The organism is Flavobacterium orientale, from assembly GCF_014638005.1.
Taxonomy (GTDB): domain Bacteria; phylum Bacteroidota; class Bacteroidia; order Flavobacteriales; family Flavobacteriaceae; genus Flavobacterium; species Flavobacterium orientale.
The window spans coordinates 111845-126376 of the sequence record NZ_BMFG01000003.1 but is presented as its reverse complement, the minus strand read 5'-3'; the positions used below and the strand labels follow the sequence as shown (position 1 = coordinate 126376).

General features: G+C 34.0%; 12 protein-coding genes. 5 read left to right on the top strand and 7 right to left on the bottom strand.

All coding sequences use genetic code 11. The features are described 5' to 3' along the window. Positions 1-54: 54 nt before the first annotated feature. The 6 genes from nadD to IEV15_RS05180 form a co-directional block, all read right to left on the bottom strand. Entirely contained in the window at positions 55-636 is a 582-nt protein-coding gene (gene nadD / locus IEV15_RS05205; protein ID WP_188361451.1) for a nicotinate (nicotinamide) nucleotide adenylyltransferase, read from the bottom strand. A gap of 84 nt (positions 637-720) precedes the next feature. Next, entirely contained in the window at positions 721-1293 is a 573-nt protein-coding gene (gene gmk, locus IEV15_RS05200) for a guanylate kinase (RefSeq protein ID WP_188361450.1), read from the bottom strand. Between the two features lie 4 nt (positions 1294-1297). Further along, on the bottom strand, positions 1298-1996 hold the full coding sequence (locus tag IEV15_RS05195; protein ID WP_188361449.1) for a hypothetical protein: 699 nt from the start codon (positions 1994-1996) through the stop codon (positions 1298-1300). Positions 1997-2009: 13 nt separating this feature from the next. Continuing rightward, a complete protein-coding gene (locus tag IEV15_RS05190; RefSeq protein ID WP_229734097.1) occupies positions 2010-2870 on the bottom strand; it encodes a YicC/YloC family endoribonuclease in 861 nt (286 codons plus the stop codon). A gap of 93 nt (positions 2871-2963) precedes the next feature. Continuing rightward, positions 2964-3851 carry a DMT family transporter gene (locus tag IEV15_RS05185; protein WP_188361448.1) on the bottom strand — a complete coding sequence of 296 codons (888 nt, stop codon included), beginning with the start codon at positions 3849-3851 and terminating at the stop codon, positions 2964-2966. After that, entirely contained in the window at positions 3844-4200 is a 357-nt protein-coding gene (locus IEV15_RS05180; RefSeq protein ID WP_188361447.1) for an arsenate reductase family protein, read from the bottom strand. The genes IEV15_RS05185 and IEV15_RS05180 overlap by 8 nt, the downstream gene beginning before the upstream one ends. 115 nt (positions 4201-4315) lie before the next feature. Here IEV15_RS05180 and IEV15_RS05175 point away from each other — a divergent pair, with 115 nt between their 5' ends. After that, positions 4316-5485, top strand: coding sequence for a cystathionine gamma-synthase (locus IEV15_RS05175; protein WP_262891222.1), 1170 nt, complete (start codon positions 4316-4318; stop codon positions 5483-5485). Positions 5486-5491: 6 nt separating this feature from the next. On the opposite strand, the gene IEV15_RS05170 is transcribed toward IEV15_RS05175, so the two are convergent. Continuing rightward, positions 5492-6244 (bottom strand): THC0290_0291 family protein, encoded by a 753-nt coding sequence (locus IEV15_RS05170; RefSeq protein ID WP_229734096.1) that lies wholly within the window; start codon positions 6242-6244, stop codon positions 5492-5494. A gap of 274 nt (positions 6245-6518) precedes the next feature. Here IEV15_RS05170 and gdhA point away from each other — a divergent pair, with 274 nt between their 5' ends. From gdhA to ileS, 4 genes are all read left to right on the top strand, one after another. Then, positions 6519-7862 carry an NADP-specific glutamate dehydrogenase gene (gdhA, locus tag IEV15_RS05165; RefSeq protein WP_188361445.1) on the top strand — a complete coding sequence of 448 codons (1344 nt, stop codon included), beginning with the start codon at positions 6519-6521 and terminating at the stop codon, positions 7860-7862. Between the two features lie 125 nt (positions 7863-7987). Next, a complete protein-coding gene (porZ, locus tag IEV15_RS05160; RefSeq protein WP_188361444.1) occupies positions 7988-10288 on the top strand; it encodes a type IX secretion system anionic LPS delivery protein PorZ in 2301 nt (766 codons plus the stop codon). Between the two features lie 27 nt (positions 10289-10315). Further along, the gene (gene recO / locus IEV15_RS05155) at positions 10316-11032 is read left to right on the top strand and encodes a DNA repair protein RecO (RefSeq protein WP_188361443.1); all 717 of its coding nucleotides are present in this window, start codon (positions 10316-10318) and stop codon (positions 11030-11032) included. 94 nt (positions 11033-11126) lie between these two features. Further along, positions 11127-14528 carry an isoleucine--tRNA ligase gene (ileS, locus tag IEV15_RS05150; RefSeq protein ID WP_188361442.1) on the top strand — a complete coding sequence of 1134 codons (3402 nt, stop codon included), beginning with the start codon at positions 11127-11129 and terminating at the stop codon, positions 14526-14528. Positions 14529-14532 lie beyond the last annotated feature (4 nt).

The following is a 14532-nucleotide window of genomic DNA, read 5'->3' as shown; positions in this document are numbered from 1 at the left end:
AAAGTTACAAAAGGATAGGTGGAACAAGTGGTAAAGGAGTGTTAAGAGAAATAATTACTTCCTGTAAAAGAAATTATGATCTAAAAAAGCCCACACATTTTCGGGTAAAACGGCTCTTACATTTTTGCCGTGTTTGATGCTTTCGCGAATAAAGGTAGAAGACAACTCAATCACTGGAGCTCCCACGCGATGAATTTTTGGATGATTGATAAATTGTTCGTCAATCACGCCTGAATTTAATCTTGGATAAACAAAAATGTCATGGTTTTGCAAAATAACTTCGTAATTTTTCCATTTATGAAGCGAATTCAGATTGTCTTCACCCATAATCAAAGCAAACTCGTAAGTTGGAAATTTTTCCTGAAGATGAGCTAATGTATTGACGGTATAATTCGGTTGAGGTAATTTGAATTCGATATCGGTTGGTTTGATTTTCGGATAATCTTTGGTCGCCAAATGAACCATTTCCAACCGATGATAATCATCTAATAATGTGTTTTTTTGTTTGTGCGGATTGTGAGGCGTAACCACCATCCAAATTTGATCTAAATCAGAATATTCAGCCATGTGGTTGGCAATGATTAAATGCCCCACATGAATAGGATTGAAGGTGCCGAAATAGAGACCGATTTTCATTTTGCTTCACAAAGTTTCACAAAGTAATTTCACAAAGTTGCACGAAGTTCTTTCGTTCGTCTTCTTAGAATATTCTTGTAATTATTAATCTTGAACAAATTTTTTCACCAATTCATACGCTTCAGCTTTCGCCACTTCCAAATCATAATTTTTAATCACTTTGTCAAATTGCGGTGCTGTTGCCAATTCTACCGATGCTTTAGCAATTCGCATATTAATTTTATCTTCGCTTTCGGTTGAACGCTTTTTTAAACGGATTTTCAACTCGTCAATGCTGGGTGGTTTCACAAAAACGGCTAATGTTTCGGTTTTAAATTTCGATTTTATTCGCAATCCACCTGCAACATCAATATCGAAAATCACGTTTTTTCCCTTTGCCCAAATGCGTTCAACTTCACTTTTTAATGTTCCGTAAAAATTATCACGGTACACTTCTTCCCATTCAACAAACTCTTCGGCTTTAATGTGGTTTTTAAATTCTTTAAGCGAAATAAAATAATAATCTTTTCCGTGTACTTCTTCGCCTCGTGGTTCTCTGGTTGTACAAGAAACAGAGAATTCCAGATTCAAGTCGGGTTGAGCCAACAAATGCCTAACAATTGTAGTTTTTCCCGATCCTGATGGTGCAGAGAAGACAAGTAGTTTTCCTTTATTCATTGTATTATTTCTTTAATGGTAAATTACCAAAAGTCATATCTATGGTTTTTCCTTCTTTTTTAAATTTAACAGGTAATTCTCCATTTTTTTCCAAACCCCATTCTTCTAACAAATCGGTGTTGACCAATATAATTTCGATTGGAATAGTAGAATTTTTCTTCAAATCATATAACCAATTAATGTCTTCTTTCAATCTTTTTGATGACGATGAATATTTATTCCAACTTTGAAAAATGTAATATTCTGCAGGTGGTAAATCTGTACTCTTTAACGCTTTTCCGTTTTTATCAACTAATTTATTTACTAAAAAAGAAAGCGTTGTAGTTGAATCATTGTTGCAAGGAGCGTAATTTTCATCAAAATTTTTAAAAGCACTTGTCATTTGAACTCCAGAGCATTCTTCAGTTCCCAGATAACAATATTTTTGACCACTTTTACTAAACATAAATAGATCCGAATTAAATCCGAACAAGAAATTTCTGTAAACGGTGGCACTATCTCCAATTTTATCCGCTTTCAAAAAATAAGTAGTTTCGTTTTCTTTTACTTCTGATAAATAACTTAAAAGTGATTCTTTTGTTTCTACTTTTGGATTTTTAAAACCCACCAAGGTTTTTATTGCACTTCCACAAGAAAATAAGGCTAGTAAGAATAAAATAAAGGCGTAACTTTTAAAATCTTTAGCAAATTTAAATAACGGCATCGAGGTAATTATTTTATAAAACGTTCAAAACTTGTTCTTTAATTTTCTCTAGTTCATCTTTCATCATCACCACTAATTTTTGCATTTCTGAATGATTGGATTTGGAACCCATTGTATTAATTTCACGACCGATTTCTTGTGTAATAAAACCTAATTTTCTTCCATTCGCTTCTGTTCCGGCGATGGTTTCGATAAAATAATTCAGATGATTTTCTAAACGAACACGTTCTTCAGTAATGTCATATTTTTCAAGATAAAAAATCAATTCTTGCTCAAAACGGTTTTCATCCACATTAGCTTCCAATTCTTCTAAAGCGGTTCGCAAGCGATTTTTTACGGTTTCAATTCGTTCAGCATCCATACTTACAGCTTGATTCATATAATTTCGAATGTTTTCAATTCGGGTAACAAATTCGTTTTCAAGCGATTTTCCTTCGTCTAAACGAAAAGAAGCAATGTTTTTCATCGCATCATTAACTACTTTTAGAATTTCATTCCATTCGTTTTCATCAATTTCGTCGCGTTCTGTTTTCAACGCATCTGGCATTCGAACGGCCATTTTCATCAATTCTGTTTCATCGGCATTCGGAATCACAGCTTTCATTTGATTGATGTAACCTCTCACAATTGGTACATTGATTTTGGAAGAAGTTTCCTCACCGGTTACTTCAATATAGATAGAAAAATCTACTTTGCCTCGTTCTAATTTTTGAGAAATCACATTGCGTAAACCCAACTCCATTTCACGATAAACAGAAGGCATTCTGACATTCAAATCCAAACCTTTGCTGTTTAACGACTTAACTTCTACGGTGATTTTTTTGGTTGAAAGTTGCTTAGACGCTTTTCCAAAACCGGTCATTGATTGTATCATAAATTATAAAAAATGTTTTCAAAGATAATAAAAAGTGGTCAGTGTTCAGTTGAAAAGTATTCAGTGTCTAAGTTACTGCTAACTAACTTCTGATTACTGAACACTCTTCTTTTGTGTTACCAAATAAACTCCAACAAAAATTAAGATGGCCGAGCCAATTTTCACCCAGCTTAAATCGTCTTTGCCAAGACTGATGGCAAAAATGGTGGCAAATAATGGTTGAAGGTAAATAAATACTGCGACCGTTGTAGGTTTTAATTCCCGCATGGAAACCAAGTTCAATAAATAGGTTAAGAAAGTTGAAAAAACAACTACAAAACCTATTTTCCAGTAAATTTCTGTTGGAATGAGGTTCCAATTTACAGCATCAAATTCGTTCCATCCAAATGGTAAAACCATGATAAATCCAAATGTATAAATCCATTTTACAAAAGTGAAAGCATTGTATTTATCCATTAATTTTTTAACGATGATGAGGTAAAAACCATACGATATGGCATTTATAAACACCAACAAATTCCCAAGCATTTCGTTGGGAGCATTGATCATTGATTTGCCGTAAAGAATAAGCGAAACGGTTCCCGCCAAACCTAAAATGATGCCGAATACTTTTCTTTTCAACATGCGTTCTTTCATGATTATAGCTGAAAGAATAAGCACAATCATTGGAGTTGTAACCATTAAAACCGCTCCCATGATGGGTGAAGTATAACTTAAACCCTTGAAAAATGTGAGCATATTTAAGGCCACACCAAAAAAAGCGGCAGCAATGATTCTTGGAAAATCAGATGTTGCTATTTTTTCTTTCGGACCAAAAAAAGAAACCATCCAAAACAATAAAACCGAACCGCCTACGCGTAATAAAATAAACCCAAAAGGTTCAATAAATTCTGGCATTACATCTTTTGCAATGGTAAAAGTAACCCCATAAATAATGGAGACCAATGTGGCTGCCATTAATGCCCAATGTCTTTTACTCATTTGCTAAAAAATCGATAGCTGCTTGAACGGTTTTGGGACTGTTTCCAACGAAAATAGATTTATCAACCACAATTACCGGACGATTTAAAAAGGTGTAGTGTTCTAAAATGTATCGTTTGAAATCGGATTCGTTGAGTTTTTCATCTTTCAACCCCATTTCTTTATACAATTTAGCTCTTTTACTGAAAAGGACTTCGTAATTTCCGCTCAATTGATGAAGTTCGTCTAATTGTTTGACAGTTATGGGCTCTTCTTTAATATCTTGAAATATAAAATCCTTTGTATTGGGAAGTGATTTGATGATTCTTTTGCAAGTATCACAGGTTTTGAGGTAATATATTTTTTTCATGGTTATTCAATTTAAATGCAAAGAAAAATCATTTAAAGTATACAATTTCAATTTAAAATAGAAAATGTTTCGTTAATCTTTAGCATTCCAATTTAATTAGAAATTTCATCTTACTATCTTTGCACAAAATAGTAAGCAAATGAAATTCAACACAAAAGTTATCCATGGTGGTCAACATCATGACCCTTCAACAGGAGCCGTAATGCCTCCGGTTTATAATACATCAACTTTTGCTCAAAAAAGTCCGGGTGTGCCAATCAATCATTATGAATACAGTAGAGCTGCAAACCCAACACGTCAGGCACTTGAAGATGCTTTGGCAAGTATTGAAAATGGAGTAAGAGGTTTAGCCTTTGCTTCTGGTTTAGCGGCAACAGATTCCGTTTTAAAATTACTGAAACCAGGTGATGAGGTTATTGCAATGGATGATTTATATGGAGGAACCTACAGAATGTTTACCCGAATTTATCAGGATTTTGGCATCAAATTCCATTTTGTAGATATGAATGATTTGGTAGCTTTTCAAGCATTAATCAATGAAAACACTAAGTTGGTTTGGGTTGAAACACCAACCAATCCTTTGATGAAATTAGCTGATATTGCAGCAATTGCAAAAATTACTAATGAGAGAAAAATTTTATTTGCAGTTGACAACACGTTTGCAACACCCTATCTTCAAAAACCTTTGGATTTAGGAGCGGATATTGTAATGCACTCTGCTACAAAATATTTAGGTGGTCATTCGGATGTGATTGCCGGAGCTTTAATTGTAAAAGATGTTGAATTAGGTGAAAAATTACATTTCGCACAATTTGCCACCGGAGGAACTTTGGGCCCACAAGACAGTTATATGGTTTTGCGAGGAATCAAAACACTTCATTTGAGAGTACAAAGACATTGTGAAAACGGAATGAAAGTAGCAGAATTTTTAAGCAATCATCCCGAAGTGGAAAAGGTTTTTTATCCTGGTTTACCGGACCATCCGTTTCATGAAATTGCTAAGAAACAAATGTTAGGTGGTTTTGGAGGAATGGTTTCTTTCACATTTAAATCGGGTAAAAAAGAAGATTCGATTTCCTTTTTAGAAAAGTTGAAAGTGTTTACTCTTGCTGAATCATTAGGAGGAGTAGAATCTTTGGCAAATCATCCGGCTTTAATGACACATGCTTCAATTCCGGCAGAAAAGAGAAAAGAAATAGGAATCTCAGACGATTTAGTTCGTTTGAGTGTAGGTGTTGAAGATATTGTTGATTTGCTTGAAGATATCGAACAAGCTTTCAGATAATTTTTCTTAGTTGAAATAATAAACATATCCAAAGGTCAATGCAAACGAATAGTCATTGGCCTTATTTTCTTTATATTTATTTTTATCAGGATTTAATCCGTCAACCCAATCAGACATATAATATTGCCATCTAGTTTCCGCAATTATGGCATGATAAGGTGATAACTTATATCGGGCTCCAATACTTGATGAAAAGGAAACTACATAACCTGTGTCATTTCTGAACCCATCCATATATTTTTCAGGAGTCGTAAGCGGCGTTCCTAATGGCCCTAAAGTTGACCATGCTTTTGAGGTAAAGCTATTGATCTGTGAACCAAAACTCACATATGGAGAAAAATCAGCTCGAGTGTAATCATCTGTTTTAAACGGATAATATTCCATTTGAAATCCTACACTAGCAGTTTGTGTTGAGCCTCTCATGGCTCTTAATTGTTGCGCAAATACAGAAGTTTTACTTGGGTCAACATATTTACCATAGTGTTGTAACTCGCTTTTCATGTAAGAGGCTTCCAATCGGAGTTTTAAATTTTCTCGAATGTTTGGGTAATTTTCTATAAACGATAAATAATAAAAAATGCCGACAGTAACACCATTGTTCTTGATTAAATTATCGAAATCACCTCTTTCACCATAGTCCGATTGAAAAAGAACAGGACCGGCCATAATTCCAATTTCTTGATAGGTTCTATTGAACTGAGCAAAAGCACTGCTAGTTCCTATAATAAAAGTAAATAATAAAATAAGTCGTTTTGACATGAAAATAGTTTCTACAGCTAAAATAGTGACAAATATAGAAAAACAAAATTCATATTCTAAAAATATTATAAATTAAATAAATATCAACAAGATGTTAATTTAAAATACTAAAAAGTTATAAATCAACTTCTAATAATCAATATAATTCAGAAATATCTATAAAAACAATAATTCGCTTGAGGAATAAAAAAAAATCAATTCTATATTTTATATAAAATGTATATTTGTGGCATCAAACGAAAACGTTTTCATAAACGTTAATAATCTAAAAATCATGGCAGAAAGTATTCACTCTTTTGTTGAAGCAGTAGCTAAAAAGAATCCTAATGAGCCTGAATTTATGCAGGCTGTAAAAGAAGTTGCAGAAACTGTAATTCCTTTTATTGAAAAAAATACAAAATATCAAAACAAAATGCTCTTGGAGCGAATGGTTGAACCGGAACGTGTAATTATGTTTCGAGTAACTTGGCTTGATGATGCAGGAAATACTCAGGTGAATCGAGGTTACAGAATTCAAATGAATTCTGCAATCGGGCCTTACAAAGGAGGAATTCGTTTTCACCCTTCTGTTAACTTAAGCATTTTGAAATTCTTAGCTTTTGAACAAACTTTCAAGAACAGCTTAACTACATTGCCAATGGGCGGTGGAAAAGGAGGTTCAGATTTTGACCCAAAAGGAAAATCTGATAATGAAATCATGAAATTTTGTCAAAGTTTTATGATAGAACTAGCTAAACATATTGGTGCTGATACTGACGTTCCTGCGGGAGATATTGGTGTTGGAGGCAGAGAAGTAGGCTATATGTTCGGGCAATACAAACGATTAAGAAATGAATTTACCGGAGTTTTAACCGGAAAAGGAATTTCCTTTGGAGGTTCGTTAATTCGTCCTGAAGCAACTGGTTACGGAAACGTTTACTTTGCTCAAAGTATGTTAAAAACTAAAGGCGAAAGTTTTTCCGGTAAAATTGTAACGGTTTCCGGTTCAGGAAATGTTGCTCAGTTTGCTTGTGAGAAAGCAACTGAATTAGGCGGAAAAGTGGTTACGCTTTCAGATTCTTCAGGATATATTTATGATGCTGATGGAATAGATGCTGAAAGATTAGCTCACGTTATGTTTATCAAAAACGAACAGCGTGCAAGAATTAGTGAATATGTAAAAAAATATCCTAACGCAAAATTTGTTGAAGGAAAACGTCCTTGGGAAGTAAAATGTGATATCGCTCTTCCGTGTGCAACTCAAAATGAGTTGAACGAATCTGAAGCAAAAGCATTAGTAGCAAACGGATGTATTTGTGTTTCTGAAGGAGCAAATATGCCTTCTACACCAGAAGCGATTGAAGTATTTCAACATGCAAAAATTCTTTTTGCACCTGGTAAAGCTTCTAATGCAGGTGGTGTTGCGACTTCAGGACTTGAAATGTCGCAAAACTCATTGCGTTTAAGTTGGACTTCAGAAGAAGTAGATGAACGTTTGAAAAGAATTATGTTAGACATTCATGCCTCATGTGTTAAATTTGGTTCTGATCAATCAGGTTATGTTGACTATGTAAAAGGTGCAAATATTGCCGGTTTCGTAAAAGTTGCCGATGCTATGTTAGCCCAAGGGGTGGTTTAAAAGTTTATTCCAATAATAGAATAGCCGTCCAATTTGGGCGGCTTTTTTTATAGTTTTTTTATTCAATCATATTAAATTCAATATAATTTCGTTTTGTTCTATATTTGCTTTTGTTAATTCGATTTATGAAAAAGACAGTATTAGTATTCTTAGTTATTCTTTTTTCGATTCCATTTTATTCCCAAAATAATTCACTTTGGAAAGGGTATTTTTCTTTTTCAAATGTTACTCAGCTTTCTCAATCGCCAACTAAATTTTTTGCAGCCAATGAGAATTCACTGTTTTCAAAAAACATGAACACAAATGAATTGAAAACCTACACCACAGTTGATGGCTTGTCTGGTTTAACAATAACGTCACAATTTTACAGTGCTTCTTCCAATAGAATATTTCTAGGTTATGAAAATGGTTTAATCAATATTATTGATGAAACAGACAAAAGCGTTAGTCAAGTTGTTGACATCATTAACAAAGGTGGAATTGCTCCAAATTTGAAAAGAATTAATAGTTTTTATGAATTTGACAACAAATTATACATTTCATGTCAATTCGGAATTGTTGTATATAATACGATAACAAAATTATTTGGAGACACTTTTATTATTGGTCCCAGTGGTCAACAATTAAATGTTTTACAAACTACAGTTGTTGGAAATACAATTTATGCAAATACGCAGTTTAATGGAATTTTTAGTGCCGATTTAGCCAACCCAAATCTTATTGATTTTAATAATTGGCAAGTTTTTGATGCAGGATTTTGGAGAATTATTTCAACGTTTAATGATGAATTAGTTGGATTAAATACTAATTCAAGAATCTATCAACATAATGGCTCAATATTTATAGAGAGATTTAATTTAAATGCGTCCGGTTTGGATTTTAAAGTTATTAATAATCAAATAGCAACTTGTTCTGCAACAACAGCTTTTGTTTTAAATGAGAGTTTTGGGCTTGTTTTTCAGCTTTCAACAACTCAAATTCCTGATTTTGATGATGAGTTTACGTCAGTAAGCATTGTTAGTGGTAATTTAATTATTGGCACTAAAGAATCAGGGGTATTAACTGTAAATCTTAGTAACCCAACCGATGTAAATTTTATATTGCCTACCGGTCCTGCGAGAAATAATATTTTTTCAATACAAACTGCTCCTTCTGGAAATTTTCTTTGGGCGGTTTATGGAGATTATTCAGAATCTTATAATCCTTACCCATTAGATTCTTATGGTGTTAGTAAATTTGATGAAACCGGATGGCTCAATATTCCCTACGAAGATTTGCAAGAAGCAAAATCTATAGTAAGAGTTGCGATTAATCCGAGTAACGAAAATCAGGTTTTTTTCAGCTCTTATTTTTCTGGTGTTCTAAAATTTGAAAATGACCAGCTTACCGAGTTTTACAATAATACAACTTCAAATGGACCTGAATCGCTAGTAGTGGCCGGAAGTCCAAATTATGTTGACATTCGTATGAATGGCTCCGGATTTGACAGAACCGGTAATTTGTGGGTAACCAATTCCTTTGTCAATAACGCCATGAAAGTTTTAAGACCAAACAATCAATGGCAATCCTATTCGATTGAAAATACGGCCAATACCGCATTAACATTAAGTTATGGAAGGTTGTCAATTGATAAAAACGGAACCAAATGGTTTGTTTCCAATAGAGAAGGTGTTTTTGCTTTTAATGAAACTGCAACACCACAGTTTAAAAAAGTGACTACCGAAAATAATTTAGGTTATCCTTATACAGACACAAGAGCTATTGCAATTGACAACCGAAATCAAGTTTGGATTGGGTCTGTTGGTGGCTTGCGAATTCTGTCTAGCGTAGATCGGTTTTTTAGTAATGACGAATTAATATCACGACCAATCATTTTTGTAGAAGATGGTTTAGCACAAGAACTTTTAGCCGATACATTTATTACAGATATTGTTGTGGATGGATCAAATAATAAATGGATTGGAACTGCTGATGCCGGTGTTTTTCTTTTATCACCAAACGGTCAACAAACGCTTCAACGTTTTACCTCTTCAAATTCTCCTTTGCCAAGCAATTTTATTAATGATATAGACATTAACGGAAAAACCGGAGAAGTTTTTTTTGCAACAAATAAAGGAATGGTTTCATTTAGAGGGACAGCCACAAAAGCAAATGATAATTTAAATAACGTTGTGGTTTATCCCAATCCGGTAAGACCCGGTTTTGCAGGAACCGTAAAAATAACCGGATTAGTGGATAAAGCCAATGTGAAAATAACCGATATTTCAGGAAATTTGGTTTTTGAAAAAATTGCAGAAGGCGGCACCATGGAGTGGGATACCACCGCATTTGGAAAATATAAAGTAGCATCAGGTGTTTATATGATTTTTATTTCTGCAGATCAAGGATTAGAAACCAAAGTAAAAAAGGTAATGATAATTCGATAATTACCATTCGAAGAAAGCTATTTTAAAATGCAAGTTAAAACCAAAGCAATTGTAATTTCGGCTCTAAAATACCAAGAGCGAAGTTTAATTGTAAAATGTTTTACCGCATCTGACGGCTTAAAAAGCTATTTTGTAGCCAATGCGTTTTCCAATAAAAAAAACCAACAAAAAGCGGGATATTTCCAGCCGTTAACTTTACTTGAAATTGAAGCTACTCACAAAAACAAAGGCACATTAGAATATTTTAAAGAAATTCGAATGAGTCATGTTTATCAAACCATCTCTTCAGATATTGTAAAAAGTACTATCGTCATGTTTCTCTCCGAAGTGTTGCACCACAGCATTCACGAAGAAGAAAAAAACGAAAATTTATTTCAGTTTTTAGAAGCAGCACTACTTTGGCTTGACACTCATGATCATATCGCAAATTTTCATTTGTATATTTTGATAGAAATGACAAAATATTTTGGCTTCTATCCGGATAATGTTGATGATGATTTGGATTTTTTTGATTGTAGAGAGGGTGTTTTTTCAGCTTTTCAAGGGATTAATTGTCTTTCAAAACAGGAAACCGATTTGTTTAAAAAAACCATTGCCTTAAAATTAGAAACTACTCAAAATGTTTTTTCGGTTAATGAACGTCAATTGCTTTTAAAAATTTTGGTTGATTATTATGCCTTGCATCTTGATGGTTTTAAAAAACCCAAATCAATTGAAGTTTTCAAAGCAATTTTTTCAAATTAAAGCTAGTAGATTCTTTTCTAACTTTTTGCTAATCCTTTTGCCTTTTTACTTATAATCACTACTTTCGCAAATTGATTTTTTTATCTGCACTATTATGAGTACAAAATTTACTGAATATAAGAGTCTTGACCTGCCAACAGTTGCTTCAGAAATCCTTGATTTTTGGAAAAAAGAAGGCGTTTTTACTAAAAGTGTAACCACTCGAGAAAATCAACCGCCGTATGTGTTTTTCGAAGGACCGCCATCTGCAAATGGCTTGCCTGGAATTCACCACGTAATGGCAAGAACCATTAAAGATATTTTTTGTAGATATAAAACCCAAAAAGGATTTCAAGTGAAACGAAAAGCCGGATGGGATACGCACGGATTACCTGTTGAATTGGGTACTGAAAAAGAATTAGGCATCACAAAAGAAGATATTGGTGTAAAAATTAGCGTTGAAGAATACAACGAAGCTTGTAAACGAACAGTGATGCGTTATACAGACGTTTGGAATGACCTTACCGAAAAAATGGGTTATTGGGTAGATATGGAAGACCCGTATGTAACCTATAAATCCAAATATATGGAGTCGGTTTGGTGGTTGTTAAAACAGATTTATGACAAAAATTTGTTGTATAAAGGCTACACAATTCAGCCGTATTCACCAAAAGCCGGAACGGGATTGTCTTCTCATGAAGTTAACCAACCGGGAAGTTACCGCGATGTAACCGATACAACTGTAGTTGCACAATTTAAAACCAAACCCGAAACCTTACCCAATTTTTTACAAGGATTTGGCGATGTTCATATTTTGGCTTGGACAACAACTCCTTGGACGTTGCCAAGTAATACCGCTTTAACCGTTGGGTCTAAGATTGATTATGTTTTAATAAAAACTTTTAATCAATATACCTTTGAACCAATACAAGTTGTTTTAGCTAAAAATTTGGTCGGAAAGCAGTTTGCCGGAAAATATTTTATTACAGAAAACGAAACGGATTTTACAAATTATAAAGCTGACGATAAAAAAATACCCTATCAAATTATAACGGAATGTAAAGGAGCAGATTTAGTAGGTATTCGCTATGAGCAATTATTGCCTTTAGCTTTGCCTTACCAAAATCCTGAAAATGCGTTTAGAGTAATTACCGGAGATTTCGTAACAACAGAAGACGGAACAGGTGTGGTTCACACAGCTCCAACTTTTGGTGCAGATGATGCTAAAGTGGCCAAAGAAGCAATTCCCGAAGTACCACCTATGTTAGTTTTAGATGAGAATGGAACTCCTGTACCTTTAGTTGATTTACAAGGTAGATTCATCAACGGATTGGGTGAAATGTCAGGGAAATATGTGAAGAACGAATATTATAACGATGGCGAAGCTCCCGAACGTTCGGTTGATGTTGATATTGCCATTCGTTTGAAAGAAGAAAACAAAGCCTTTAAAGTTGAAAAATACGTTCACAGTTATCCGCATTGTTGGCGAACAGACAAACCGATTTTATATTATCCTTTGGATTCTTGGTTTATCAAAGTTACTGACGTTAAAGAACGAATGTTCGACTTAAACGACACCATCAACTGGAAACCAAAAGCAACCGGAGAAGGGCGTTTTGGAAACTGGTTAAAAAATGCCAATGATTGGAATTTATCTCGTTCAAGATATTGGGGAATTCCGTTGCCAATTTGGCGAACAGAAGATAAAACAGAAGAAATTTGCATAGGTTCTGTTGAAGAACTTTATGGTGAAATAGAAAAATCAATTGCTGCGGGAATTCAAAAAGAGCATCCTTTCAAGGCTTTTGAAGTTGGAAATATGGAAGAAACCAACTATGATTTGGTTGATTTACATAAAAATGTTGTTGACGCAATCGTACTGGTTTCACCATCGGGCCAACCAATGAAAAGAGAAACCGATTTGATTGACGTTTGGTTTGACAGTGGAGCCATGCCATATGCTCAATGGCATTATCCATTTGAAAATAAAAATTTAATTGACAACAACGAAGCTTTCCCGGCAGATTTTATTGCAGAAGGCGTTGATCAAACCAGAGGTTGGTTTTATACGCTTCACGCCATTGGAACCTTAGTTTTTGATAAAATTGCTTATAAAAATGTGGTTTCCAACGGATTGGTATTAGACAAAAACGGACAAAAAATGTCAAAACGATTGGGCAACGCCATCGATCCATTTAAGACATTAGAAGAATATGGTCCGGATGCAACACGTTGGTATATGATTGCAAACGCAAATCCATGGGACAATTTAAAATTTGACATTGAAGGAGTAGCAGAAGTACGACGCAAATTCTTTGGAACACTTTATAATACCTACTCGTTCTTTGCGTTGTATGCCAATATAGATGAGTTCAACTATTCTGAAGCTGATATTCCTTTAGAAGAGCGACCGGAGATTGACCGATGGATTTTATCAGAATTACATACGTTGATAAAAAATGTAGAAAGTTATTATGAAGATTATGAGCCAACCAAAGCCGCTCGTGATATTTCTGAGTTTGTACAAGAGAATTTAAGTAACTGGTATGTGCGTCTTTGCAGAAGACGTTTTTGGAAAGGTGACTATGGGACAGATAAAATTGCAGCCTATCAAACACTTTACACCTGTTTGGTTACCGTTTCAAAATTAGCGGCTCCAATCGCTCCTTTCTTTATGGACAGGCTTTACAAAGATTTAACACAAGCAACACTTTCAGAAAATTTTGACAGCATACATTTGTCTGATTTTCCAAAGTATGTTGAAAAATATGTTGATAAATCATTGGAGAGCAAAATGATGAAAGCCCAAACGGTTTCTTCGTTGGTTTTATCGTTGCGAAAGAAAGAAATGATTAAAGTACGTCAACCGTTGCAAAAGGTTATGATTCCTATACTTGACGCAAAACAACGTGTTGAAATTGAAGCCGTTTCAGACCTGATAAAAGCCGAAGTAAACGTTAAAGAAATTGAATTATTAGACGATGCTTCTGGGGTTTTAGTCAAACAAATTAAGCCTAATTTTAAGGCTTTAGGTCCACGTTTTGGAAAAGATATGGGTCTGGTTTCCAAAGCGATACAAGAATTTAATCAAGAGCAGATTAATGAATTAGACCGCAACGGAAGTTTGGATATTGAAATTACAGGAAAAAGTATAACTTTAGCATTGGATGATGTAGAGATTTCCTCTCAAGATATTCCCGGATTATTAGTTGCAAATGCTAACGGAATTACAGTTGCTTTAGACATTACAATTACCGATGAATTAAGAAAAGAAGGAATAGCAAGAGAATTGGTAAATAGAATCCAAAACCTTCGTAAAGACAGCGGATTTGAAGTAACAGATAAGATAAAAGTACAATTGCAAAACAATGAAACATTAGAAGCAGCAATTGAGGCGAATATTGAATATATTAAATCAGAAACACTAACATCAGATTTAGTTTTTGAAAGTGAAATCAAAAACGGTACAGAAATTGAGTTTGATGCTATTATAACAAAAATATTAATTTCAAAATAATAAG

What these genes read in the sequence shown, in the direction of transcription:
- gmk (WP_188361450.1), bottom strand. Translation starts at nt 1,293, where the DNA reads ATGAATAAAGGAAAACTACTTGTCTTCTCTGCACCATCAGGATCGGGA.
- IEV15_RS05170 (WP_229734096.1), bottom strand. Translation starts at nt 6,244, where the DNA reads ATGTCAAAACGACTTATTTTATTATTTACTTTTATTATAGGAACTAGC.
- IEV15_RS05195 (WP_188361449.1), bottom strand. Translation starts at nt 1,996, where the DNA reads ATGCCGTTATTTAAATTTGCTAAAGATTTTAAAAGTTACGCCTTTATT.
- IEV15_RS05185 (WP_188361448.1), bottom strand. Translation starts at nt 3,851, where the DNA reads ATGAGTAAAAGACATTGGGCATTAATGGCAGCCACATTGGTCTCCATT.
- IEV15_RS05190 (WP_229734097.1), bottom strand. Translation starts at nt 2,870, where the DNA reads ATGATACAATCAATGACCGGTTTTGGAAAAGCGTCTAAGCAACTTTCA.
- nadD (WP_188361451.1), bottom strand. Translation starts at nt 636, where the DNA reads ATGAAAATCGGTCTCTATTTCGGCACCTTCAATCCTATTCATGTGGGG.
- recO (WP_188361443.1), top strand. Translation starts at nt 10,316, where the DNA reads ATGCAAGTTAAAACCAAAGCAATTGTAATTTCGGCTCTAAAATACCAA.
- gdhA (WP_188361445.1), top strand. Translation starts at nt 6,519, where the DNA reads ATGGCAGAAAGTATTCACTCTTTTGTTGAAGCAGTAGCTAAAAAGAAT.
- ileS (WP_188361442.1), top strand. Translation starts at nt 11,127, where the DNA reads ATGAGTACAAAATTTACTGAATATAAGAGTCTTGACCTGCCAACAGTT.
- IEV15_RS05180 (WP_188361447.1), bottom strand. Translation starts at nt 4,200, where the DNA reads ATGAAAAAAATATATTACCTCAAAACCTGTGATACTTGCAAAAGAATC.
- porZ (WP_188361444.1), top strand. Translation starts at nt 7,988, where the DNA reads ATGAAAAAGACAGTATTAGTATTCTTAGTTATTCTTTTTTCGATTCCA.